Source organism: Streptomyces purpurogeneiscleroticus, assembly GCF_020024005.1.
Taxonomy (GTDB): domain Bacteria; phylum Actinomycetota; class Actinomycetes; order Streptomycetales; family Streptomycetaceae; genus Streptomyces; species Streptomyces purpurogeneiscleroticus.
In genome coordinates this window covers 18,198-42,441 of record NZ_NHSG01000168.1, presented here as the reverse complement: position 1 = coordinate 42,441, position 24,244 = coordinate 18,198, and the positions used below count along the sequence as shown (strand labels likewise).

The 24,244-nt window shown below is 69.6% G+C and carries 20 protein-coding genes; 10 read left to right on the top strand and 10 right to left on the bottom strand.

From position 1 onward, the window contains the following. Both CCS38_RS09865 and CCS38_RS09860 read right to left on the bottom strand, forming a co-directional pair. A partial coding sequence (locus tag CCS38_RS09865; protein WP_223732828.1) for a family 2 encapsulin nanocompartment cargo protein terpene cyclase occupies nucleotides 1-2,195 on the bottom strand: 2,195 nt, incomplete at its 3' end. A 61-nt stretch (nucleotides 2,196-2,256) separates the two neighbouring features. Then, nucleotides 2,257-3,669 (bottom strand): family 2B encapsulin nanocompartment shell protein, encoded by a 1,413-nt coding sequence (locus CCS38_RS09860; protein WP_223732831.1) that lies wholly within the window; start codon nucleotides 3,667-3,669, stop codon nucleotides 2,257-2,259. A 229-nt stretch (nucleotides 3,670-3,898) separates the two neighbouring features. Here CCS38_RS09860 and CCS38_RS09855 point away from each other — a divergent pair, with 229 nt between their 5' ends. Further along, the gene (locus CCS38_RS09855) at nucleotides 3,899-5,005 is read left to right on the top strand and encodes an LmeA family phospholipid-binding protein (protein ID WP_223732827.1); all 1,107 of its coding nucleotides are present in this window, start codon (nucleotides 3,899-3,901) and stop codon (nucleotides 5,003-5,005) included. Nucleotides 5,006-5,120: 115 nt separating this feature from the next. Here the strand turns inward: CCS38_RS09855 and CCS38_RS09850 are convergent, their stop codons facing one another. Continuing rightward, on the bottom strand, nucleotides 5,121-5,600 hold the full coding sequence (locus CCS38_RS09850) for a hypothetical protein (RefSeq protein ID WP_223732826.1): 480 nt from the start codon (nucleotides 5,598-5,600) through the stop codon (nucleotides 5,121-5,123). Between the two features lie 366 nt (nucleotides 5,601-5,966). Here CCS38_RS09850 and CCS38_RS09845 point away from each other — a divergent pair, with 366 nt between their 5' ends. Both CCS38_RS09845 and CCS38_RS09840 read left to right on the top strand, forming a co-directional pair. Continuing rightward, nucleotides 5,967-6,605: an HD domain-containing protein gene (locus tag CCS38_RS09845; protein ID WP_223732825.1), complete on the top strand. Its 639-nt coding sequence runs from the start codon at nucleotides 5,967-5,969 to the stop codon at nucleotides 6,603-6,605. Nucleotides 6,606-6,637: 32 nt separating this feature from the next. Beyond that, nucleotides 6,638-7,630, top strand: a complete 993-nt coding sequence (locus CCS38_RS09840; RefSeq protein WP_223732830.1) for a GlxA family transcriptional regulator — start codon at nucleotides 6,638-6,640, stop codon at nucleotides 7,628-7,630. Nucleotides 7,631-7,906: 276 nt separating this feature from the next. On the opposite strand, the gene CCS38_RS09835 is transcribed toward CCS38_RS09840, so the two are convergent. The 3 genes from CCS38_RS09835 to CCS38_RS09825 all read right to left on the bottom strand — a co-directional run bounded on the left by CCS38_RS09835 (nucleotide 7,907) and on the right by CCS38_RS09825 (nucleotide 14,140). Beyond that, nucleotides 7,907-8,650: a hypothetical protein gene (locus CCS38_RS09835; RefSeq protein WP_223732824.1), complete on the bottom strand. Its 744-nt coding sequence runs from the start codon at nucleotides 8,648-8,650 to the stop codon at nucleotides 7,907-7,909. 22 nt (nucleotides 8,651-8,672) lie between these two features. Next, nucleotides 8,673-13,313, bottom strand: coding sequence for an RHS repeat-associated core domain-containing protein (locus tag CCS38_RS09830; protein WP_223732823.1), 4,641 nt, complete (start codon nucleotides 13,311-13,313; stop codon nucleotides 8,673-8,675). 188 nt (nucleotides 13,314-13,501) lie between these two features. Beyond that, nucleotides 13,502-14,140: a hypothetical protein gene (locus CCS38_RS09825; RefSeq protein WP_223732822.1), complete on the bottom strand. Its 639-nt coding sequence runs from the start codon at nucleotides 14,138-14,140 to the stop codon at nucleotides 13,502-13,504. A 152-nt stretch (nucleotides 14,141-14,292) separates the two neighbouring features. Here CCS38_RS09825 and CCS38_RS09820 point away from each other — a divergent pair, with 152 nt between their 5' ends. After that, nucleotides 14,293-14,601, top strand: a complete 309-nt coding sequence (locus CCS38_RS09820) for a hypothetical protein (protein WP_223732821.1) — start codon at nucleotides 14,293-14,295, stop codon at nucleotides 14,599-14,601. 6 nt (nucleotides 14,602-14,607) lie between these two features. Here CCS38_RS09820 and CCS38_RS09815 read toward each other — a convergent pair whose 3' ends face one another. Further along, nucleotides 14,608-15,078: a winged helix-turn-helix transcriptional regulator gene (locus tag CCS38_RS09815; protein WP_223732820.1), complete on the bottom strand. Its 471-nt coding sequence runs from the start codon at nucleotides 15,076-15,078 to the stop codon at nucleotides 14,608-14,610. Nucleotides 15,079-15,193: 115 nt separating this feature from the next. Between CCS38_RS09815 and CCS38_RS09810 the strand changes: the two genes are divergently transcribed. The 3 genes from CCS38_RS09810 to CCS38_RS09800 all read left to right on the top strand — a co-directional run bounded on the left by CCS38_RS09810 (nucleotide 15,194) and on the right by CCS38_RS09800 (nucleotide 17,317). Then, complete coding sequence (locus tag CCS38_RS09810; RefSeq protein ID WP_223732819.1) at nucleotides 15,194-16,090, top strand: NADP-dependent oxidoreductase; 897 nt, start codon at nucleotides 15,194-15,196, stop codon at nucleotides 16,088-16,090. 90 nt (nucleotides 16,091-16,180) lie between these two features. After that, nucleotides 16,181-16,432, top strand: coding sequence for a GntR family transcriptional regulator (locus CCS38_RS09805; RefSeq protein ID WP_223732818.1), 252 nt, complete (start codon nucleotides 16,181-16,183; stop codon nucleotides 16,430-16,432). A gap of 42 nt (nucleotides 16,433-16,474) precedes the next feature. Then, entirely contained in the window at nucleotides 16,475-17,317 is an 843-nt protein-coding gene (locus tag CCS38_RS09800; RefSeq protein ID WP_223732817.1) for an urea carboxylase-associated family protein, read from the top strand. Between the two features lie 9 nt (nucleotides 17,318-17,326). On the opposite strand, the gene CCS38_RS09795 is transcribed toward CCS38_RS09800, so the two are convergent. After that, on the bottom strand, nucleotides 17,327-18,343 hold the full coding sequence (locus CCS38_RS09795) for an AraC family transcriptional regulator (protein WP_223732816.1): 1,017 nt from the start codon (nucleotides 18,341-18,343) through the stop codon (nucleotides 17,327-17,329). Nucleotides 18,344-18,614: 271 nt separating this feature from the next. On the opposite strand from CCS38_RS09795, the gene CCS38_RS09790 reads away from it, so the two are divergent. Both CCS38_RS09790 and CCS38_RS09785 read left to right on the top strand, forming a co-directional pair. Further along, on the top strand, nucleotides 18,615-19,892 hold the full coding sequence (locus tag CCS38_RS09790; RefSeq protein WP_223732815.1) for a CaiB/BaiF CoA transferase family protein: 1,278 nt from the start codon (nucleotides 18,615-18,617) through the stop codon (nucleotides 19,890-19,892). Further along, on the top strand, nucleotides 19,885-20,676 hold the full coding sequence (locus CCS38_RS09785; RefSeq protein WP_223732814.1) for an enoyl-CoA hydratase/isomerase family protein: 792 nt from the start codon (nucleotides 19,885-19,887) through the stop codon (nucleotides 20,674-20,676). The genes CCS38_RS09790 and CCS38_RS09785 overlap by 8 nt, the downstream gene beginning before the upstream one ends. 19 nt (nucleotides 20,677-20,695) lie before the next feature. Here the strand turns inward: CCS38_RS09785 and CCS38_RS09780 are convergent, their stop codons facing one another. After that, entirely contained in the window at nucleotides 20,696-22,063 is a 1,368-nt protein-coding gene (locus CCS38_RS09780; RefSeq protein ID WP_223732813.1) for an SLC13 family permease, read from the bottom strand. Between the two features lie 161 nt (nucleotides 22,064-22,224). Next, nucleotides 22,225-22,968, bottom strand: a complete 744-nt coding sequence (locus CCS38_RS09775) for an IclR family transcriptional regulator (protein WP_223732812.1) — start codon at nucleotides 22,966-22,968, stop codon at nucleotides 22,225-22,227. 98 nt (nucleotides 22,969-23,066) lie between these two features. Between CCS38_RS09775 and CCS38_RS09770 the strand changes: the two genes are divergently transcribed. After that, nucleotides 23,067-24,233 (top strand): pyridoxal-phosphate-dependent aminotransferase family protein, encoded by a 1,167-nt coding sequence (locus tag CCS38_RS09770; RefSeq protein WP_223732811.1) that lies wholly within the window; start codon nucleotides 23,067-23,069, stop codon nucleotides 24,231-24,233. Nucleotides 24,234-24,244 lie beyond the last annotated feature (11 nt).

The following is a 24,244-nucleotide window of genomic DNA, read 5'->3' as shown; positions in this document are numbered from 1 at the left end:
CGTTGGGGGTGGGTGGGGAGGTCGCGGCGCAGGTCTTCCTCCTTGTAGCGGTGGCAGCGCTCGTGCCAGGTCAGGATGCCCGAGAGCCAGTTCTCGAGTTCGCGGACGTAGCCGTTCAGGGTGCGACGGGCATCCGCGGAGAGCTTGAAGTCCTCGTAGAGGACGGGAAGTTCGTGCTCCGCCACGTGCTGGAACTGTCGCATCCGGGAGGTCATCAGGTCGTGGATGATGGCGAGGCCGGTCGGGTAGTCGCAGTCGAAGAAGTTCTGGACGACCAGGATGCCGTTGTGCACCTCGCCCTCGTACTCGATCTCCTTCTGGTAGGAGAAGACGTCGTTGAGGAGGCAGGCGTAGTCCGCGGCGGCGTTCTCCAGGGCGCGCATGGGGCCGCTGCGGTAGATCTCGGGTGGGATCTGCTGTCCGTGGCCCAGCCGGCACAGGCTCATGGTGAGATCGGAGCCGAAGGTCATCCGGCGCATCTCGATGTAGTCGACGGGGTCCGGGATGCGGTTCTGTGCCTGGTTGGCCAGTTCCCACAGCCAGCTGGACGTCATGTCCTCGATGGCGGTACGGAAGGTGCGGCGGCCCTGCGGATTCATCGGTCCGGCCGTACGGGCCCAGAGGTCGGCCAGGCCGCGCTCCAACGCGTTGGCGGGCTCGGGCGTCGGGGAGCCGTCCACCGGCATGAAGGCCGAGAGCCGGGTGTTGGCCGCCTTCGCTCCCGCCAGGTCCCGGGTGCGGCCGAAGACGACGGGGAAGTAGTCGTCCCCGTACGTTCCCCAGGTCAACCAGCCGGATGTCACATCAAGTTGGTCGGGCGAGGCATCGGGGTGGATGCCGGCCGCGCACAACGGGAAGTCGAAGCCGGCGAGCTTCTGTTCGTTCCAGATGTCGGAGCCGGGGATGCCGGGCTGGGCTTCGAGCATGCCCATCCGGCGTCCCCACTCGACCACGTTGCGGCGCGCGCCGTCCAGGTGCGGACTGAGCCGGGTGGTGAACGGCATGTAGAAGTCCGGCAGTTGCGAGGGGCCCACTCGCTGGTGCGGGACATGGGTGAAGCTGCGGACCCGACCGGCCTCGGCCCGGCGGGTGGTCGTCAGACCCGTCAGCCCGATGCGTGCAGCCGAGGTCCCCAGACCGCTCGGGAGGAGTGAGAAGCCCCCGAACGAGAGGCCCGACGACGACCCCGAACTGCCGTCGTCCGCGCTCCCGTTCATGTAGCGGCTGGACCGCATGTGCCACTCATGGCCGCCCGACTGCCAGTCCTGCAGCCCCTTGACGTATGCAAGGACGTCCGCGCACTGGTCCGGGCCCAGGCCGGTCTCCGCGAAGAGCGGGGAGAGCTCGGTGAAGACGGTGTTCTCGAACTGCTGGAGGCGGGAGGTGAGCAGATCGTTGACAGCGTCGGCGGCCTCCTGCGTACCGCAGCCGAGGAAGGTCTCCAGTACCAGCACACCGTTGCTGTTCTCGCCCTCCTCCTCGACCTCGCGCTGGTACGAGAAGAGGTCGTTCCGCAGATGTACGGCGTCGGAGAAGCTGTCCCGCAGCACCTGCATCGGTCGTGACGCGGCGATGGGCGCGGGCACCTCGGCCCCGATCGCGTACTCGATGAGCCCCGCCGACCAGGGGGCGCCGCCGACCTTGCGACGCATCTCGATGTACTCGACGGGGTTGGCGATGCGATGGGCGTTGATGTTGGAGAGCTCCCACAACGACTCGTTGAGGAGGTTCTCGGTGCTCTCCGCGAACCGGGCCCGCCAGTCCGCCGACATGCTCGGCACGGTGCGGGCCCACAGGTCGGCGAGGCCCGCTTCGACCGGGTTCGTCGGCTCGGGGATGGCCGCGGCCGGGTCGGTCGGCATGAAGAGCGGCAGGCGGTCGAGGTACGCCTTGCCGCCCTCCCGGTCCTTCGAGTACTTGAAGACCTCGAGGAAGTGGTCGTCGAAGAAGAAGACCCACACATACCAGTCGGTGACCAGGGAAAGGGCCGGGCCGGACGCGTCGGGGTGGGTGTACGCGCACAGCAGCGCGTAGTCGTGCGCGTCGAGGTCGCGCTCCTCCCAGACACCCGAGCCTTCGAGCATGCCCATGTCGCGGGCCCACCGCTTCGAGTGCCGCCGCGCCTCCTCCAGATGAGGGTTCAGGCGCGCGGGATGCGGCATGTAGAAGTCCGGCAGTTCAAAAGGCTGTTTCATTGGTGCCGTCACTGGTGCCCGGCCCTTTCCGGAATGCGAAGTGTGCGTCGGACTTGCTCGGCTAGTTGTCGTAGTGGCCGATCTCGACGTCTTCGAGGATGCCGAGCGCGTCCGGTACGAGTACCGCCGCGGAGAAGTAGGCGCTCACCAGGTAGGAGATGATGGCCTTGTCGTCGATGCCCATGAAACGGGCATTGAGGCTGGGCTCGATCTCGTCGGGGATGCCCGCCTGGTGGAGACCGACGACGCCCTGGTCCTCCTCGCCCGTGCGCATCGCGAGGATGGAGCTGGTACCGGCGGGGCTGACCGGGATCTTGTTGCAGGGCAGGATCGGGATGCCGCGCCAGGCCGGCACCTGGTGGCCCTCCAGCTCCACGCCCTGCGGGTAGAGCCCCCGCTTGCTGCACTCCCGGCCGAAGGCCGCGATCGCCTTCGGGTGGGCCAGCAGGTACTGGGTCTTGCGCCGCCGCGAGATCAGCTCGTCGAGGTCGTCCGGGGTGGGCGGGCCGCTGTGCGTACGGATGCGCTGCTTGAAGTCGGCGTTGTGGAGCAGCCCGAAGTCACGGCTGTTGACGAGCTCGTGCTCCTGCCGCTCGCGCAGCGCCTCGACGGTGAGCCGCAGCTGCTGCTCGACCTGGTTCATGGGCTCGTTGTAGAGGTCGGCGACGCGGCTGTGCACGCGGAGCACAGTCTGAGCGACGCTCAGTTCGTACTCGCGGGGGCTCAGTTCGTAGTCGACGAAGGTGCTGGGCAGCACCGGCTCCCCGGCGTGACCGGAAGCCAGGTCGATGGCCGCCTCGCCCCGCTTGTTCTGCGACAGCTGGGAAGCGGACCGCACCTCCTCCAGGTGCGTACGCAGGCCCTCCGCCCGGCCCTGGATCTCCTCGAAGGCGTCCCGCGACAGGGTCAGAACGGTGCAAGCGGTGACCGCCCGCACCGTGAACTCCCACTCGCCGCCCGAGCCGGTCAGCAGGCCCTCGCCGACGTAGTCACCGTCCGCGAGCACACCGAGCACCGTCGGGTCACCGTACTTACCGGTGCCCAGCTTGTTGCTCTTGCCGTGCGCGATGAGAACGACCTCGTCGGCCGGGCGGCCGGCCTCCACGATCGCTTCCCCGGCGGCCACCTCTCGCTGCGCGAACCGCTCCGCCAGCGCACCCAGCACCGCCTCGTCCTCGAAGGCCCGCAGCGGCGGCAGCTCACGCAGCTCGGTCGGTATGACCCGGACGTCCGCGCCGGTGGCGACGAACTCGACACGGCCGTCACCGAGGGTGTGGGTGAGCCGGCGGTTCACCCGGTACGCACCGCCGGAGACCTGCACCCACGGAAGCAGCCGCAGCAGCCACCGGGAGGAGATCCCCTGCATCTGCGGAACGGTCTTGGTCGTACTCGCCAGATTCCGCGCGGCCGCCGTGGACAGGCTCAGCTGCGGCTGCTGGCCGTTTTGGTCGGCAGAAATCGGATTGAACGGCATAGAAGACATGAAGCGGCATCCATCGTCGAGAACGGGAGCAGAGCGGGAGGAGAGCGGGGGCAGAGCGACAGCAATCGCCGGAAAGCACTGCCGGGGCGAAGATCATTTACGTGCCCGCGCCCCACCGTAACAGGGCCTGTCGTGCCGTCAATAAGCGCTGTTCAGCGGGTGGTTCCCGGCGCCACCGGTATGTCCTGTTCGCCGACTGCGGGCCGGCTGCCGGTGTGACTTGGCCGTAGCGGCCGTCCTGTGGTCGCATGTGGTGGTGATCTCGAACGGACCTCGCGAAGACTCCACGGCACAGATTCCGGCGGCCCGCGCTCCCCATGAGGACGCGGACCGGGACGGTGCGGGCTCGTCAGGCAAGGGCGACGGCGATACGGCCCCCGAGGGCCGGCGCGGTGGCCGGCGCACCGCCCGGAGGGCCGCGAAGACGGTCGTCGGTCTGGGCGTCGTGCTCGCGTTCCTCGCGCTCGGCGACCGCTGGGCCGTGCTGTACGCCGAGAATCTCGCGGCGCAGAAGATGCAGGAAGCGCTGAAGCTCCGCGCCGAGCCCGAGGTGCACATCGACAGCTTCCCGTTCGTCGCGCAGCTCGCCACGGGCCGTCTCGACCGCGTCGAGGTCAACGTCCCCGATGTGTCGGCCGGGCGGGTCTCCGTGGCGCAGGTGAAGGGAACGGTGGACGACCTGCGGATCGTCGGTTCCCTCCTGACTTCGGTCAAGGGCGCGGTCCTGAGCCGGGTGCGCGGCGAGGTGTTCCTCGACTTCGACGACCTGAACCGTGAAGTCGCCGCGTCCCAGGTCCACTTGACCCCCGGGCCGGAGAAGAACACGGTACTGGCCAACGGCGAGCTGCCGGTGGCCGGCAAGCAGGCCAAGATCCGGGCGCGGGCGCACGTGCAGCGCACCGGCGAACACGGCGTGGCCATGACCGTGGCGGACACCCGGCTGGTGGTGCCCGGCCTGCTCACCTACACACCGGGCAAGGGCGGCGGCCTGCAGCTGACCACACCCACCGCCGACAAGGTGGACGAGCGCGGCCTCCAGCAGGCGACCGGGCAGCGGCTCCGGCCGGACCAGCTGATGAAGGGCCGCGCGCTGGACGCACTCGCCGAGCATCCGTCTCTGCTCGCGCCCACCGGCATCGATCCGTCGCTGATCCGGGGCCTGCAGAAGGTCCGGGAGCCGAAGGTCGCGGAGGATATGGAGTTCTCGGCCCAGCTGCCGGACAACCTCCCCGGTGACCTGCGGCTTCGCGGGATCTCCGTAACCAAGGACGGTGTACGGGCGGAGCTGACCGGCGCGGAGGTACCGCTGGGCGGCGGGACGCCCTGACCGGACGGGTCGCGGCCGGGGCCAGGCCGGCCCGGCGGGCCCCTGGCTACCGGCCGCTGGCTATCGGCCCCTGGCTACTGGCCGCTGCGCGCTCGGTCCCGGCTCATTTCCCCCGTCAGGCGCGCACGACCTTGTAGGCGTCCGTCGGAGCACCGTTGCTCGTGAGGGTGGCGATCACGGACGGCTTGGCCTGCGGCGTGATGCTGGCCCGGAAATGCAGGTCGAGCTTCGACAGGCAGAGCTCGACGTAGGGCTGGCAGTCGCGAAGCGTGAAGGTGTTGTCGATCAGACGCCAGCTGGGGCTGCTCTGGACCGTGTTACTGGCTTCGCTCTCCACTCGCCACTCCCACGCCGGCCCGTAGGAGTTCGTCCGCACCGGCGTGGTGAAGGCGGTGTTCTCCGTCAGAGTGCCGGTCTCGTCGTAGCAGCGCTTCGCCTGCGCATCCACCCAGGCGACCTCCGCACCGGTACTGCTGACCACCTTGTACCGGAAGACGTCCGTGGTGCAGGTCTCTGCTGCCTGAGCCTGCCCAATGGGGCCGAAGACCACGGCCACCATGGCGAGGACCACAGGGAGCACCGCCCCGCGCGCCATCCGTCCTCTCTTGCTGGTCGCTATCACTGCTGAAGTCACCATCCCGTTGGTTGCTCGTGGCTCGTGGCGGTACGCATCGTCGCTACGCAACGAGCCCCGCCTCTCACGTGAAAAATCCTGTGGCCCTGCGACACACCAGTCCAGCTTCTGCTGATTCGAGATCGGCGCGCTCTCATAGACGACGACGCATCAACGCAGGTGGCAGTGCAGGTGACAGTGCAGCCGACAGCGCATCCGACAGGCAGATGTCCGTATCTGTGGGACAGGTGGCACCGCAGACCTGGTGGCCGGGCCGCCAGGTCGACAAGACTCATGGTGCTGTCCGGGAAGCGGGCAGGACCGAGGAGTGAGGACGGGTGAGTGGCCATGGCGAAGGACGAAGCCGGGGTGCGCGTGCCGGACACCGAGCTGGCACGTGAGGCGACCGAGCTGGTCCGCGAGAGCACCAGCGAACTGATCTACCACCACTCGCGGCGGGTGTACTTCTTCGGCAGCCTCCAGGGCCGCAACCGTGATCTGAGCTTCGACCCCGAGCTGCTGTACATCGGCGCGATGTTCCACGACCTGGGGCTGAACGAGCAGTTTCACACCAGCGGGCGCCGTTTCGAGGTCGACGGTGCCGATGAGGCGCGCCGCTTCCTGCAGGCTCGCGGTGTGCCGGAGGACAGTGTGCGCCGGGTGTGGACGGCCATCGCCCTGCACACCACGCCCGGCATCCCCGAGTTCATGGAGCCGGAGGTCGCCCTGGTGACCGCCGGCGTGGAGTACGACGTGCTGGGCATCGGCTACGCGGACATCCCCGCCGCGGTGCGCGAGGAGATCGTGGCCCTGCATCCTCGTCCCGACTTCAAAAAGCGCATCCTCGGTGCGTTCACCGACGGTATCCGCCCCAAGCCGGAGACGACCTTCGGCAACGTCAAGGCCGATGTGCTCCAGCACTACGTGCCGGGCTTCGAGCGCGGGGACTTCGTACGCACCATCCTGGATTCTCCGTGGGCGGAGTAGGAGCTGCCACGCCTGGCACGAGCGGCCGGAGCATCGTGATCGTGGCCTTCGATCAGGTGCAGCTCTTGGACGTGAGCGGACCCTTGGAGGTCTTCACCACGGCCAATCGCTACGGTGCCCGCTACGACGTGCGCGTCGTCTCCCCCGCGGGTGCCGACGTGCACACCTCTTCCGGCCTGCGGATCGGGACCACGGCCCGACTCGCGCAACTGCCCCAGCGCGTGCACACACTGCTCGTGCCCGGCCGCAGGGACTGGCGGCGCGCGACCGCCGACGACGCACTGATGTCACTCGTCAGCGGTCTCGCCGCGCGGGCGCGACGGGTGACCTCGGTCTGCGCGGGCGCGTTCCTGCTGGCCCAGGCCGGCATCCTGGACGGCCGGCGTGCCACCACCCACTGGGAGCTGGCACCGCAACTCGCGACCGCTTACCCCCGCGTGCGAGTGGAGCCGGACCCGGTCTTCGTACGCGACCGCCATGTGATCACCTCTGCCGGCGTCACCGCGGGCATCGACCTGGCCCTCGCCCTGGTCGAGGAGGACCACGGAGCCGATCTCGCGCGGGAGGTGGCCCGCCAGCTGGTCGTCTTCATGGCACGCCCCGGGGGGCAGTCGCAGTTCAGCGTCCGGATGACCCCGCAGCAGTCCCAGCATCCGCTGGTACGCCGGGCGATGGACGAGATCACCGCGGATCCGTCGCTCCCGCGCGGCACCGAGGCACTCGCCGCGCAGCTCGGCATCAGCGCCCGGCATCTGGCCCGTCTCTTCCGCCAGGAGACGGGCATGACGCCCGGGCAGTACATCGACGCCGTCCGGGTGGAGGCAGCCCAGGCCCTGCTGTCCTCCGACACCGCCTCCGTGGAGGAGGTCGCGCAACAGGCCGGATTCGGGTCATCGGAGACCATGCGGCGCGCGTTCCAGCACGCCTTCGGCGTCTCCCCCACCGTCTACCGGGCCCGCTTCCGCACCACGGCTGCGCCTGCTGCCTTCCCCGTCGCTGACGGCGGGGTGACGGTCAGCTGTTGATCTGGGCGGCGGCGTACTGCTCGTCGGTGACGGGCTCCAGCCAGGTGGTGCCGCCACCGACCACCATGGCGAGGGCCACCTGCTGCGCGGCGCCCGCGGCGGGTCGGCGATCAGCACGCTCGCCGCACTCCTCGACACCGAACGAGTCATCCTCGCCGGCGCCCCCGCCGCTCCCCGAGGTCGTCGCCTCGGGATTCGGCGACGAGATCGTCTCCGTGGGCGCTCTCGGCCGGGCGTTGGACCACGTCCGCGAACACGCACTGGATATTGCGCTGCCTACTCGGTCAGCCGTGCCCGGCTGAACTCAAGGAGCTCTTCCAGGCCGATTTCGCTGGGCTCGCCGGACTGCGTGGTCCAGTCGGCGATGTGCCAGCCGTCGTACCACATCACACGCCAGACCGTGCCGTGCCGGTTCTCGAACTCGACGATGCTCTCGTAGCCGCCTTCCATGTCGCGAAGCTCCTGGAACAGCCGGCTGGGCTCCGCGAACCCACGGTCGGTTCCTTCGCTTCGGGCACGGGTCTTCGTGTTGATGAACCGCATCTTGAGGTACGGCTGCGGCTCCCTGTCGAAGTGGTTCAACCGCACCATGCGGTAACGCGTCTCCGCCTCCGTGAGGTCTTCCTTGCCGGAGAACTCACAGGCATACGCCGGGAAAGCAAGGGTTACGTACGGGGTGAGGTCCGGCATTTCGAACCTGTAGTGGTTGTGCACCTCGGGTCGCAGCGCCACGACCGTGTCGAATGTATAGCCATCGGGGGCCGTGAATCCGCCGACGGCGCCGAGGTGGGGATTGCCGGAGAAAAGCTCCGCCTCGTGCGACCGGGCGAACTCCAGGACCGCGGTGGCCAGACCCTCGTCATAGCTGTCGCGAGCGCTCAGCTGGAGCAGCCGCTCGCGATCGGCGGAGAGGGCGCCGGCGAAGTCGAGGCCGGGAGCGGGAGACCAGTGCCAGGCATCCTCCAGCCCGGGGAGGGGAGTCGAATTGCTGAAGCTGCCGACTGTCTCTCGAATATCCATAGTGTCTCCGTGTTCGGCAGCCTCAGCTGCACGAATATCCGTTCCCGACTTGCTGGATGTACGTGGTTTTCATGCGTGCACCACCGCTGGAATTCTCGCTCCAGTGCATCGGTTCCATGTGTCGCACGTCGTTGTAGAAATCGTTCCTGGTCGCGCGGTCAGTGAACCTGCCTTGGTTGTTCCAGTGGTCCACCACGGGATCTCTGTGCTCGTAGGTGACGGTTTTGTGGAATGGCTTCGGGTTGTTGGCGTTCGGATTCCAGATCACTTCGTCCCGGCCGTTGTACCAGGTGAGCTGCTCCCGGGGGATGCGGCTCCCGTTGGCGTCCACCGGTGCCTTCCCCTGGGTACGGCCTTCGTCGGTGTAGTGCCTGGTCATGTGGTCGTGGGTGGTCTGACGGTACCCGCCAGGGTACTGGTTCTCGCGCGTGTACTGGCGGGGGCCCGGCGGAAGGCTCGGATCCCGTCCGAAGCGCATGCCGTTGTTCGGATCCTGCCAGACCAGCCCGAGCGGATCGATCCAGCTGTACGGGTTGGAGACATACGCGGTGTCGTTCGCGCTGGGCGCCAGGCCGAGTGGGTCCGGCGAGGTGTACTGCCCGGTCCCGGGGTCGTAATGGCGGTGGAAGTTGTAATGCCAGCCCGTTTCCGCGTCCGCGTACTGGCCGGGGAAGCGGAGCGGGCAGTGGACTCCGTCTGCCGCGGTGTTCTCCTGCAATGCCTCCGGCAGCGGGGCGCCCCAGAGCGTTGCACGGTGCTTCCAGGCCACCTCGCCGGTGGCGGAAATGAGCTCCGAGGGCGTTCCCGACAGGTCCGAGACGATGGCGTGGAATTCGGCGTCGATGTCGGAGTCGGAGTCGGAGTCGTTTCCACCGGACCGGTGGTCGAGCTGCGTCAGCGGGAAGTGGCTTCCCGGCGAGTAATCCCACGACGTGGTGCGGCCCGAGCGCGTCGTCTGCTCGATGAGACGGGCGCCGTCCCAGACGAAGAGCACTTCGTCGGAGACACCGCCGTGCTCGTCGAGCCGCTGCTTCGCTATTCGGCGGCCGGCCGGATCGTACGCGTACCGCCATTGCGTGCCGTCCGGTGTGGTCGTGCCGACGAGCTGGTTCTGACTGTTCCAGGTGTAGGACCGGGTCCGCTTCTGTCCATTGAGCAGCCGGCGGACCGTGCGGATGATGCGGCCTTCGCCGTCGCGCTCGTACACGGTCCGGCCTGTGCGCTGGATCCGGGTGCCGGAGAAGGCGCGTTCCTGATCGCCGTCGTCCATGCCCGGGGTCTGGGCCCGGGTGATGTTGCCGATGCCGTCGTAGGTGTACCGCTCCGTCCACCTGCCGGCGTCCACGGCCGTCACCCGGCCGAGCGGGTCGAGTGTGAAGCGGCGGGTGCCGGTGGCGAGGTCCGACACCGAGGTGAGGTGGGAGTCGGCCCGGTAGGAGTACGTGCGGTGCTGGAGCAGGGTGGCGGCATCTCCGGCGCCCCGGCTGACCTGTTGTTCGGTGAGGCGGTCCGCCCCGTCCCAGGCGTGGGTCAGGGTGACGTCGCCCGGGAGGCGGCGCGAGATCTCCCGGTGTGCGGCGTCGTAGGAGAAGGCGATGCGGTGGCCGGCCGTCTCCAGTGCGTCGGGCTGCCCGGCCGGGTCGTACGACCAGGTGGACTCGATCCCCGTGGGCGTCACACGGCTGACGCGGCGGCCGAGGTCGTCGTAGCGGTAGCGCGTGACGCGACCGTTGATGCTCTCCGAAAGGAGCAGGCCGAGCGGGCTGAACTCGCGCTCGACGGTGACTCCTTCGCCGTCCTCCCGGACGACGTTGTCCAAGGCGTCGTACGTGAAGTGCGATGACTGCCCGTCGTACGCCATCTCGACGGTGCGGCCGAGCCGGTCCCGCCGGAAGTGGATGGACTCGCCCGCGCCATTGGCCCGGGACACCAGCCCGCCCATGGCGTCCACCTCGAAGGTGAGGGTCCTGCCGGAGAAGTCGCGTTCCGAGGTCACCCGGTTCGCGGCGTCATAGGTGTACTCCCAGCTCTGGCCGTACGGATCCGTCACCCGCAGCAGGTTCAGCTCGGTGTCGTAGGTGGAGGCATACGCGGTGCCGTCCGGCTGGATGCGCTGCGCCACCTGCCCGAAAGGACCGACCAGGTACCGGGACACATTGCCGGCCGGGTCCGTCTCCGCCGTCAGGTTGCCTTCGGCATCCCAGTCCAGGGACTCCACGCGTCCGTCCGGGTACCGGCGCCACGACATCCTGCCCTCGACGGTCCAGGCCGTCTCCGTCGTCCGGCCCTGCGCGTCGGTGAACTCGGCCACGCGGCCGAAGGTGTCGCGGACCAGCCGGCTGCCGGCCCCGTGCGTGTCGGTGAATTCCACCGGAAGACCGGCGGCGTTGCACCGGGCCCGGCTGGTGTTGCCGGCCGCGTCGGTCACGGCGACGAGGGCGCCGTTGGCGTCGTACTCGTACTGGACCGCCGCGCCCGAGGGGTCGACGGTGGCGGTGTGGTTGCCGCGGTCGTCGTAGGTGTGCTCCCAGACCTGGCCGCCGGGGGTGACGGCGTGCACGACCTGGTGGAGGTCGTTGTAGGTGGCCTCGGCGGTGCTGCCGTCGGCGCGGGTGATGCGCGTGATGTTGCCGGCGGCATCATAGGTATAGCCGACCGTGTTGCCGAGGGCGTCGGTCTGGGACAGCAGCAGGTCGTTGTCGTCCCACTCGTTGGTCAGCGACGCACCGAGTGCGTTGGTGCTGGAGACCAGTTGCAGCCGCTCGTTGTAGCGGTAGGTGATGGTGTGGCCGAGGGAGTTCGTGTACCGGGTGACGTTGTTCTCGGTGTCGAAGCTGAGGGCGCAGCTGAGGATGCCGTTGATGCCCTCGCCGCGTATGCAGCGGTCCTCGTCGTCGTAGGTGAAGCGGCACCAGGAGCCGTTGCGGTCGGTCCAGGAGGTGATGCGCGCATCATCGTCGTAGGTGAGCCGGAACGGCCGGCCGGAGGAGTTGTAGATCTCGGTGAGATTGCCATTGCCGTCGTAGGCGTAGCGCAGGAGCCGGGTGCCGTCGGATCCTTCGTCCGTGCCGAGCAGGCGCAGGCCGGTGATCCGGCCGTCTGCGGTGTCGACGGCGATGTGGTAGCCGCCGGTATGCCGGATCGCGGTCGGCAGGCCCGCGTCGTTGTATTCGAAGGTGACCTCGTTGCCGTTCCGGTCGGTGATCGAGTGGAGCGGCAGGACCAGCTGTTCCGAGGAGTGCTGCGCACTCGCCGCAGGCGAGGCGAAACGACGGGTGAGGCCGGTGCGCGGGTCGGAGATCCTGATCAGGCCGTTGGCGGTCCCGTCCCATTCCAGCGGCCGGCGCGGACCTGCCGCGGGCATGACGGGGCGGCCGGGCTGGGGCACGGGGTAGGACAGGAGCGTCCCGTCCTCGGCGGCGAAGACGGCGCCCTCTCCGTCGAGTTCCAGGCGCTGGTCGAGGGTGGAGGCCCAGGAGGCACCGAAGCAGCGGCCCCAGCGGTAGGTCGACAGGTGGGTGCGCTGGAGGACGAGCGGGAGCACGCCCGGCAGGGCGACGTCGGTCTGCTCCATGAGCATTTCGCCGGAGACCATGTCGATCGGGTCGCCGTTCTTGCACCGGCCCTTGACCGGCTTGGCCTTGCCGAGAAGCTCCTTGCCGCCCACCCGCACGGCATTGCGCAGCTCGCCGGAGCGCAGCCCCTTGGCCGCGGACTTGATGCCCTTGGCTGCTCCGGCGACAGTGGTCAAACCCTTCATGCCGGGAATGCAGTCGAGCGCGGCCAGGCCGACGTCCAAGAGACTGGCTTTCCCGTTCGCGAATTTCGAGAGGGTGTCGGCGAGCACCACCACCGCCGCGACGAGCACGATGGCGGCGAGGATCGGGCCACCGACGATCATTGCGATGATGCCGACGACGGCGACGATGACCTTGCAGACGGAGACGATCGCGTCCCAGCTGTCGGCGAAGAACTTGGCGACCTCCTCCCACCAGTGGCGGTTCTGGATACCGGCGTCGGAGGCTTCCTCGAGTTTGTTCTGGCATTCCCGGGCGGCGTCCTCGCGCAGCTCCTTGGCCTCCAGAGCCATCGCCCTGGCGGCATCCAGGGCCGACTGGGCACTGTCGACCGATCCCTGGGCGTCGCTGCGGGCGGAGTTGGCCTGCTGGGCGTTGCGGGTCGCGGCACGCACCTTGGACTCGTCCGGGGCCTCGGGGCCCTTGGCGTCGTCGTACGCCTTGGTCTGGGCGCTGGCGGTCTTGACCCAGTCGGTGGCCGAGTCCAGCCGCCCCTGAGCCGCCGTCAGGTCGGTGCGGGCCTCGCGGCCCTTGCGCAACGCCCGGTCGGCCAGCGCCTGGGCGCGTTCGAGCTTCGGCCAGTAGGCGGCGATGGCATCGCCCGCCATGTCGTACGAGGTCCGCAGCTTCCGCAGATTGCCCGGGACGCCGTCGAACTCCTCCTTGAACTTCTTCGCGGAGCGGCCCGACCACTTCAACACCGCATCCTCGGAAGCCATGTTGGTGATCTGCCGCAGGGCAGCACCGACATCCTCCGCGAACTCGTGCAGTTCACCGGCGAGTTTCCGCACCCGGTCCGGATCGCCGGGGGTCGGGTCCTCGTCCAGGTCCAGCACGTGCCAGTCCGTCGGCCGGTGGCCGCCCACGTCAACTCCCCCGTCACACACTCAACTGCAGTCAGCACAATGTTCCGGAACAACCCTAACTGCCTTCACTCACACGGGTGAAGAGAGGTCTGCCGGGGCCTACGGATACGGGCTGGTCAGCGAGGCGCGAAACGCCGCGGTGCGGCGGGGGCGTCGAGTCGGGCGACGGCCGCCGTGCAGCGGAGGCGTTACGAAAAGCGGAACGTGGAGGTGATGGCGTCGAACATGTCGAAGAAGGAGTCCGCCAGATCCAGCACCTGGCTGCTGCCGGACACCAGCGCCACCGCGCCCTGCTGTTCGGGCACGGGAATGAAGGTCTGCATCAACACCGCCCGCACGGTGCGTTCGTCACCGGGGACGGTGATGTCCTCGATCCCGCGGGTCCGCGCCACGGGTCCCACCTGCGGGATGTCGACAGTGGTGACCTCGCGCCACGCATCACCCTCGCGCTTCGCCTTCCGGGGGCTGATCTGCTGGGCGATGAGCCGGGGGTCGGTGGACAGGACCTCGCCGTCGTCGGTCTGCGCGCCGATCACCGACACGGTCACCGAGGCGGTGACGGGTGCCGCGCCACCGAAGGAGTCCGCCATGCAACCGCAGTACAACGCGCCGGACTGCCAGGCGTCGCGGGCCGCCTTCCGCAGGAACGAGGTGAAGGCGTCCCGGTGCTCGGCCAACTCCGGGCGCTGCCGGATGCGTTCGTTGACCAGCTGCCGGATGGTGTCGTCGCGCGACGCGGGGCGGATGTCGAACTCCCACCAGGACTTCGGCACCTTGATGCGGAATCCGCTCCGCTCGATGGTCTGTGCTTCGTTTCTACGGGTCATCGTCTGCTCCCCTCCCGCAGCCCGATCTTGTACCGGGGGTCGCCGCCCACCTTACGGCCGGTCAGAACCGCGGTGGCGCGGTGGTGGGTGCATGTGCATAGGCTGGTTGTTCGCGCGACCGTATGAGGACACTGCTGCAGGGGAGGCTCTGGATGAGCGGCGACGAGGGGCGGCTGGCGATACCGCTGAGCGAGCTCGAAGGGTTCGGCGGCCGGTTGCGGTCCATCAAGAGCCGGATGAACGCCACCAAGAAGATGTTCGACTCGTACGCGGAGGACATCGGCGACGACGGCGTCGTGGACAAAATGGAGAGCTTCGAGTCGAACTGGGAAGACGGCCGCGGCGACATCGACGAGCAGCTGACCGGACTGGCGGACATGGCCGACACGGTGTACCGCGAGGCGACGAAGGTCGACCAGGACCTTGCGAAGCAACTTGAGAAGGGCACCAAGGACTCGTAGCCGGCGTCAGGATTTCTTGGCGGCCTGCTCGGCTCTTCCGGCTCGCCCGGCTTGCTCGCCTTTCCCGGCTTGCTCGGCTTGCTCGTCGAAGCGGGAGCGGTTCCGGGAGATCTCGTCGTGGTGGGTGCCGGCCCAGTCGATCAGCGCGGTGACGGCATCGAGCAGGGTGGCACCCAGCCCGGTCAGTGCATACTCCACCCGCGGCGGCACCTCGGGGTAGGCGGTCCGGGTGACCAGACCGTCACGGCGCAGCTGGCGCAGAGTGTGGGTGAGCATGCGCTGAGAGATGCCGGGGATCGAGCGCTGCAGATCGGTGTAGCGAAGGGGGCCGGTCTCCAGGGTGCCGATCACGAGTACCGCCCATTTGTCGCCGGCTCGCTCGACGATCTGCCGAATGGTCTCGCCCTGCTCCGCCGGCCAGCGCGAGCAGGGCCCGGCAGGAACAGCCGCCCGGCCGGCCTGCGACTCGGCTGTCATCCCGGCCTCCGTTCCGTTGCGCACACGGGTGTGCCTTTTGTATCGCCTTCCATTCTGACCCACCATTCCATTACGCACTCAACGTAAGAAATGACGTCGGAGGAAGATCATGCTCATGCGCGCCGCGACAGTCTCCCGCTTCGGCGGACCCGAGGCGGTCGAGATCACCGAGCTCCCGGTGCCCGCGGCGGGCCCGGGACAGGTACGGATCAAGGTGGCGGCGGCCGCGCTGAATCCCGTGGACGCGGCCATGCGTGCCGGCGTCTTCGGCAGCGACGGTGACTCGATCGGCCTGGGCTGGGACGTCGCCGGCACCATCGACGCCGTCGGCGACGGGACGGGCTGGTCGGCCGGCGACCGTGTCATCGGCCTGGCCACGGGCCACCGCACTCCCCTGGGCACCCACGCCGAGTACGCCGTGCTCGACGCGGATGCCACCGCGGCCGCCCCGGCCACGCTGGACGACGTCCACGCCGCGGCCCTGCCCCTCAACGCACTGTCCGCGTTCCAGGCGCTGGAGATGTTGGCACTGCGCCCGGGGCAGAACCTGCTGGTCACGGGAGCCGCCGGCGGGGTCGGCGGGCACGCGGTGGAACTCGCGCACCACCGCGGACTGAAGGTCACGGCACTCGCCTCCGCCGGTGACGAGGAGTTCGTCGTCTCCCGGGGCGCCGGCCACTTCCTCGCCCGCGGCCGGACCCCCGCGCCTGCCGGCTTCGACGGCGTACTCGACGCCGCGATGCTCGGGCGCGACGCGCTCGCCGCGGTCCGCGACGGCGGCGCCTACGTCGGCCTGTGGCCCGGCCAGGAGCCGGAGCCCGAGCGCGGCGTCCGGATCGACGCCCTGGACGTACGGGCCGACAGTGCACAGCTGGCCGTACTGGCCCGCCTCGCCGACACGGGTGCGCTGTTGCCCCGCGTCGCTCAGACCTACCCGCTCGACGCCGCCGCTGAGGCCCACGCCCGGCTGGCCGAAGGCGGCCTCCGCGGCCGCATCGTCCTCGTGCCCTGAAGCGGTGAGGCGCCCGGCTCCCAGGCGCCGCCGAGGTGCCACTTCGGGCCCGAGCTGTCGACGTAGAAATGCTGGGGTACCGTCCCCGGTATGCCCGAGGAGACCCGCGCCGACAGCGCCCAGGGTGACGTCGCCGCCGACACCGTGGCCGACCGGCTGCGCGAGCGCATCAGCCGCGGTGAACTGCCGCCCGGCACGCCACTGCCGTGGACCGCTTCTTCGGCACCACTGCGCTCCGGCGGGCGGGCCGAGGCCGCGGCGGCCCTGCGGCAGTACCTGGACGACTCCGAGCGCGAGGTCGTCGACATGGTACGGGCGGCCGCCGCGGCCCGGCAGAGCTGACCCGGGCCGACCTTTGCTTCGAGTACTCCGAGGAGGATCCCCATGGCCACCACCGCAGCCGCCTACCAGGCCACCAAGGGCGGCCCGCTCGACGTCGACAAGGACTTCTACGACCGGGTGTCCGGCACCCCCGAGGGCCGCGAGCTCGTCGACAGGTTCGAGATTCCGATCCGCTCCGGCAGGGCGTGGGAGGTGCCGGCCGGGCACCTGTGCCGACTGGTCACCATCGACGGCCCGCAGGTCGGCGACCTCAACGTGTGGAACCGCAACGACCCGCGCGAGCGGCTGTGGGCCTCCCGTACGCGGCAGCTCCAGCGCGCCCACGTCAGCACGTACGACCGGCTCTGGTCGAATCTGCCGTTCCTGCGCCCGCTGCTGACCATCACCGATGACACGCTGGCCGAGTACGGGCGCGACGCCGAGGGCGGCCGGGTGCACGACCTGCTGGGCACCCGCTGCGACCCGTACGTCAATCAGATGCTGACCGGTGAGGCATTCGACTTCCACTGCCACAGCAACCTGACGCGCGCCGTCCTCCCCTACGGCCTCACCGAGTTCGACGTGCACGACGTGCTGAACGTCTTCCAGTGCACCGGGCTGAACGAGGACGACCAGTACTTCATGAAGGACTGCCCGGCCCGCCCCGGTGACCACTTCGAGTTCTTCGCCGAGCTGGACCTGCTCTGCGCGCTGTCCACCTGCCCCGGTGGCGACCTGTCCGTGCCGATGTGGGGCCCGGACGCGCACGACCCCGTCGAGGTCTGCCATCCCATCGGCGTCGAGGTCTACAGGGTCGACCCCGAGCTGCTGGCGGGCTGGCGGCAGCCGGAGCGCGCCGCGTACCGCAACCTCCACGGCATCAGCCTCCCGACGTGGCAGAGCTGACCCCGGCGGTCAGCCCCGGCGCGCCTGTGACGGCAGGGTCCCGTACCTGGCCCGATAGGCGGCGGCGAAGCGGCCCAGGTGGGTGAAGCCCCAGCGCACCGCGACCTCGGTGACCGTCTCGGTGGACCCGGGGCGGGTCAGGTCGCGGTGCGCGCGCTCCAGGCGCAGCGCGCGCAGATACGTCATCGGCGTGGTCTCCATGTGCTGCTGGAACCCGGCCTGCAGGGACCGCGGGGCGACGCCGGCGATGCCGGCCAGTTCGCGCATGGTGAAGGCGTGCGCGGGATCGGCCTGCATGGCGTCGATCGCCCGCTTGACCGGACGCGGGCAGGTGCGCGGCGCCGGCCGGATGAGCTCCTCGTGGTACTGGTGCGGGGTGGCGTACAGCATCGTCGTGAGGAGCGTGTCGGCGAGCTTCACGGTGACGATCTCGTGCTCCAACAGTCCTGTGGGGGTGCGCAGTTCACGCTCCAGGACCTGTGCCAGCCCGGACAGTGTCCGGCCTTCGCCGTCCGTGGGATCGAAGCCGCCGGGGAAGTGCAGCGGCCGGACAGGGTGGTCGAGGTACTCCTCCAGCGTGCCTTCCACCGCGTGCCGGTCCAAGCCCAGTGCGAGCACCTCGGCGTCGTCGCTCATTTCCGTGGTGACCGTGCCCGTCGGTTCGAACACCGGCAGCCGTCCTCCCGCGGCTGTGCAGGTGAAGGTCTCCCCTCGGCGGGTCTCGAGCGCCGTGCCGGTGATGGTGAAGTTGATGTGGTACGCAACGCCGAGGCCACTGCTTCTGCCGAGGCAGTGGGTGCCGTACGTCACCGTGTTGGCATTGATCGGGCCCAGCTGCATCCCGCGCATGTCCAAGGCGAAGCGGGCTGCCTCGGCCAGGGGGTTCAGCGTCACGGGATAGTGCATGACTTCGCTGATCCACGCGCGGGCCCGGTCGACGTCACCGGTGCGGAACTGCAGCGTGCCGTCGCCCTGCCGGTCCGGTACGCGCGCCTGCGACTCCTGGTTTCCGCGCTCCACCGCCATCGCTGCCTCCAGGACCGGGGCCCTGCCCCTATCACACGGCGAACAACCGACTGCGCTTCGTGAGCACATGCTAGCCGGAGCGGGCAACGCCGCGCTGCTTCATCCTCCCGCCGGCCCGGCACCCGCTCGCGGGTAACCAGGCGCTCTTGCCCTGGGGTTGCGCCAACTGTAGACAGTAGACGGCTCTAGACAGCAGACGACTGCGGACAGTGGACGGCTCAGGAGAACCGACCGTACCGCCGGGCTCACCCGGCTGAGAGGCAGGTAGCGGATGGCCCCCTCCCCCGACGGTCCCCCGGACGGTGCCGCCCCGCTCAGTGGCGTGCGGGTCGTGGAGATCGGTGCCTATATGGCGGCTCCCTTCGCGGGCATGCAGCTCGCCGATCTCGGGGCCGAGGTGATCAAGGTCGAGAGCCCCGGCACCGGGGATCCCGTGCGTGCCAACGGGCCGTTCATCGGGTCGGAGAGCTCGCCGTTCGTCCGGCTCAATCGCAACAAACGCTCGCTCGCGGTGGATTTGAAGACGACGCAAGGTGCTGAGCTGCTGCGGGAGTTGGTCGGCACGGCCGACGTCCTCGTGGAGAATCTGCGGCCGGGCGCGATGCGGCGGCTCGGGCTCGGCTACGACGACCTGCGCGCCACCTGCCCGCGGCTCATCTACGTCTCCGCCTCCGGCTGGGGTCAGGACGGGCCACTGGCCCACCTCCCCGGCCTGGACATCATGGCGCAGGCCCGGTCCGGGATGATGAGCATCACCGGGGAGCCGGACAGCGGCCCGGTGAAGGCGGGGGTGCCGGTCTGCGATCTCGTATGCGGGCTGTACGGCGCGCTGGCGGCGGTGTCCGCACTGCGGGCCCGGGAGACCACCGGCGAGGGCCAGTACATCGATGTGTCCCTCTTCGAATCCGCGGTGTCGCTGACGATCTGGGAGGCGGGGCGCTACTTCGCGACCGGTGAGGCGGGGCAGCGGCTGGGTTCCGCGCATCAGACCAACGCGCCGTACCAGGCGGTGCGTTCGCGGGACGGCTGGGTGACGGTGGGTGCGATCACACCGCGGACCTGGAAGGACTTCACCACCGCACTCGGGCTGGAGGAGCTGCTCGGCGATCCGCGGTATGCCACCACCACCGCGCGTCATGCGCACCGCGACACACTGATCCCCGCGATCGAGGAGGTCACCGGGTCGCTCGACAGTGCGGAGATCGTCGAGCGGCTGGACGCGGCCGGGGTGCCCTGCGCTCCCATCGCCACGACCGACCAGGTCTTCACCGACCGGCATCTGACCGAGCGCGGCTTCCTCTGGGACGCCGACCACCCGCTGCTGGGACCGGTACGGCAGCTCGGCTCCCCCATGCGTTTCTCCGCGACCCCGGCCCGCCGGGACACGGCCGGGCCGGTGCTCGGCGCGGACACCGTCGAGGTGCTGGCGGGCCTGGGGTACGCCCCGGCGCGGATCAGTGCGTTGATGGCGGACGGGGTGGTCCACGGGCCGGGGAAAGAAGGGTGGGGGAGAGAAGACACCGACGGGACGGAGCATGGCGATGAGTGAGGCCCCGGCGGCGGACGACGAGCTGCTGGTGGCCCGGCAGGGGGCGGTGCTCACCGTGACCTTCAACCGGCCCGCGCAGCACAACGCGATGACCTGGCAGATGTACGAAGGGCTGCGGGAGGCGTGCGAGCGGGCCGACGCTGACGACGGCATCCGTGTGATGGTGCTGCGCGGGGCCGGTGGGAAGGCGTTCGTGGCCGGTACCGACATCGGGCAGTTCCGGGAGTTCCGGGACGGGCGGGACGGGGTGGCGTACGAGGCGGGGATCACCGAGGTGGCGGACCGGCTGGAGTCGGTCACCGTACCGACCGTGGCCGCTGTCACCGGCCACTGCATCGGCGGCGGCCTGATCCTCGCGTCCGTCTGCGATCTGCGGATCGCCACGCGCTCCTCGCGCTTCGGCGCGCCGATCGCCCGCACGCTCGGCAACTGCCTGTCCATGAACACCATGTCGCTCCTGGTCCAGCACCTGGGCCGCGCGCGTACGCTCGATCTGCTGCTGCGAGCCCGGCTGCTGGACGCGGAGGAGGCGGCGGCCGCGGGATTCGTCACCCAGCTGTGCGAGGACGACGCGGTGGACGCGGCCGTCGAGGAGACCGTGCGTACCCTCGCGGGGCATGCCCCGCTGTCGATGTGGGCGGCGAAGGAGGCGGTGGCACGGCTGCGCCGGGCGGCCGTGCCCGATGGTGACGACATCGTCTCCACCGTTTTCGGCAGCGAGGATTTCCATCACGGGGTCGATGCGTTCCTGCGCAAGGAGCGGCCACGGTGGACGGGGCGCTGAAGCGCCCCTGCCCCGTACTTCAGAGCCATCCCGGTACGACGAAGAACGCCCAGGTCACCAGCGGTGCGGCCAGCGTCATGCCCATCCCCCAGGTCATCAGCCGTCGGAAGACCTGGTCCCGGACCGGTTCGGGGGCGTTGGCGGTGACCAGGGCGCCGCTGGTGGAGAACGGCGAGGAGTCCACGACGGACGCCGACAGCGCCAGTGCGGTGATCATGCCGACCGCGCCGACGTGTCCGCCCAGGAGGAACGGTACGGCCAGTGGGATCAGCGCACCGAGGATGCCGGTGGTGGAGGCGAAGGCGGAGACCACGCTGCCGATGAAGCAGATCAACAGGGCGCCCAGCAGCGGAGCTTGTACCGACGCGACGCTGTCGCCCAGCCAGGTGATGGTGCCCATGCGTTCCATCAGGCTGACGTAGGTCACGATGCCGCAGACCAGGAGCACGGTGGACCAGGCGCAGCGGTCGACCGCGCCCTTGGCGGCCTGGGGCGAGCAGAGGGCCAGGACGACGGTCACGGTGAGCGCCATGAGGCCGACGTCGAGGTCGAAGAAGAGCGCGCCGAGGACGAGGCAGAGCAGACCGAGGAGGGTGAGGGCGCGCATGCGGTCGAGGGTGAGGGGCGGGGCGGCGAGCGGGCTGCCGTCAACTACGGTTGCGGCGGGTGCAGTTGCGAGGTCAGCGGCGGTGCCGCCTCCCGTACCGCCCGTGGGCCGGTCGTCCGTGACCGGCGCGCCGGTCTCCCCCGGCTCTTCGGCAGTCACCTCCTGCGCTCGCCGTCCGATCAGCTTCCGCCCGCCGAACAGGAAGAAGACGAGCACGCTGAGGGCGGCGTTGAAGAGGAAGGAGCTGACGAACAGCAGCATGGGGTCGCCCGGCAGCTGATTGCGGGCGACCACGCCGTTGGTGATGCTGCCGAAGATGCTGATGGGCGAGAAGCCGCCCGCGCTACCGCCGTTGATGACGAACAGGCCCATGAGGACGGGGCTGATGCGGTACCGGGTGGCGAAGCCGATGGCGATGGGGGCCACCACGCCAACGGCGGCCGGAACGACCGCGCCGACCGCCGTCAGCACCGCGGTGACCAGGAACATCATCCAGGGGATCAGCGCGATACGGCCTCGGACGGCGCGGGTGGCGGTATGGATGAGCCAGTCGACGGTGCCGTTGTTCCTGGCGATGGCGAAGAGGAAGGTGACGCCGACGAGGACGACGAACAGATCGCCGGGGAAGCCGCCGAAGATGTCGTCCGCGGTTTCGCCGGCGACCGCCGTGCCCACCACGAAGGCGGCCACGATGGCCAGGGCGCCCATGTGCACGGAGGTGAGGGTGGCGACGGCGAACACCACCACCAGCGCGATGAGGGAAATGACGTGATCTGACACGAGGCTTCCTCGCCTTCGGTCGACGGTCATGAGGAGGGATGCGCGCACACCAAAGAAGTTCCGCATGGCGGAACATTCCCTCCGGTCCGGGCCGAGTATGTGAGCGGCGCCACATCACGTCAAGGGATGCCGCGCGACCACATCGGCCCCGTCCGTCAACCTCAGAGCCGCCCCAGCGCGGCTTCGACCTCCTTCGCCGCCGCGGCGACCAGCGCACCGAGTTCGCTCTCGGACACCTCGGCCATCCGGCTCGTCGGCACGTTGATGCTGATGCTCGCGACCGGGGTACCGGTGTCGTTCCGTACCGCAGCGGCCACCGCCGAGACGTCCGCGCGCCACTCGCCCCCGTTCGTGGCGTAGCCCCGCCGGCGGATCTCCTCGATCTCGGCGCGCAGCCGGTCCGGGTCGGTGATCGTGGTACCGGTGTAGCCGGCGAGCCCCTCGGCGAGGTACCGCTCGATGGCGTCATCGGGGCGCGCGGCCAGGACGGCCTTGCCGTTGGCGGAGGCGTGGGCGGGGAGGTTCTGCCCCAGGGGCAGGATGATCCGCACCGGCCGGCTCGTCTCCAGACGCTCGATCAGAATGATCCGGTCCCCCTCGGGAACGGCCAGATGGACCGTCTCGTCGGTACGCCGGCGCAGCTCCTCCATTACCGGTACGGCCACGTCCCGCAGCCCGAGTTCACCGGCCGCCCGCCGCCCGACCAGCAGCGCCTTGGTGGTGAGGACCCAACGCGTCGGCGTGCCCGCCGCCGGCCTGATCCAGCCCGCGGTGCGCAGCGTGGTGAGCGTGCGCTGCGCGGTGCTCTTGGGCAGCTCCATGGCCCGGGCGAGGTCCGCGACGCCGACCGGCTGCCGGGCGGCGATCTCCTCCAGCGCCCGCAGTGCGTTGAGGACGTTCTGCACCCGTTGACTCCCTCCGCAGGCCCCGCCTATGCTCCGCGTGCCACAAGACGATACGGCGTGCCGTCTCACGGCACAACCCTCGAAGGGGAGTTGACCGTATGACCGCCCGCACCGGCCGCCACTTCCTCCAGATCCCCGGCCCGACGAACGTGCCCGATCAGGTACTTCGCGCCATGGCGGCACCGACCGTCGACCACCGCGGCCCGGAGTTCGCCGAGCTGACGCACCGTCTGCTGCCCGCGCTCAAGGCCGTGTTCGGCGCATCGGGTCCGGTGGTGATCTACCCGTCCTCCGGCACCGGGGCCTGGGAGGCCGCCCTGGTCAACACCCTCAGCCCGGGCGACCGGGTGCTGTGTTTCGAGACCGGCCACTTCGCCGCTCTCTGGCGGGAGATGACACTCCGGCTGGGCCTTGAGGTGGACTTCGTCCCCGGTGACTGGCGCCACGGCGCGAGCCCCGAGGTACTCGCCGAACGGCTGGCCGCGGACCCCGCGCACCGCATCAAATCCGTCTGCGTCGTACACAACGAGACCTCCACCGGCGTGACCAGTCGGATCGCCGAGATCCGCGCGGCCATGGACGCCGCGGAGCATCCGGCCCTGCTGCTGGTGGACACCATCTCCTCGCTCGGTTCGATCGACTACCGCCACGACGAATGGGGCGTGGACGTCACGGTCGCCGGCTCGCAGAAGGGCCTGATGCTCCCGCCGGGCCTCGGCTTCAACGCCGTCAGCCGCAAGGCGCTCGACGCCGCGCGCACCGCCCGACTGCCGAAGGCGTACCTCGACTGGGGCCCGGTCATCGAGGCGAACGAGCGGGGCTTCTTCCCGTACACCCCGGCCACCAACCTCCTCTACGGGCTCGACGAGGCGCTGCGGATGCTCGCCGACGAAGGGCTGCCGGCCGTCTTCGCCCGGCACGCCCGGCACGCCGCGGCGACCCGGGCGGCGGTCCGCGGCTGGGGGCTGGAGGTGCTGTGCGCCGACGAGCGTGAGCACTCGGCCTCCCTCACCGCGGTACTGCTGCCCGACGGCCACGACGCCGACACCGTGCGCAAGGTCATCCTCGAACGCTTCGACATGTCGCTCGGCACGGGGCTCGGCCGGCTCGCCGGAAAGGTCTTCCGCATCGGCCACCTCGGCCACTTCAACGATCTGACGCTGGCGGGAACGCTAGCGGGCGTCCAGATGGGCCTGGAGCTCGCGGGCGTACCGGTCGATCCGGCGGGCACGCTCGCGGCGCTGGCGCACCTGCGCTCCGCCTGATCCGGCCGAAC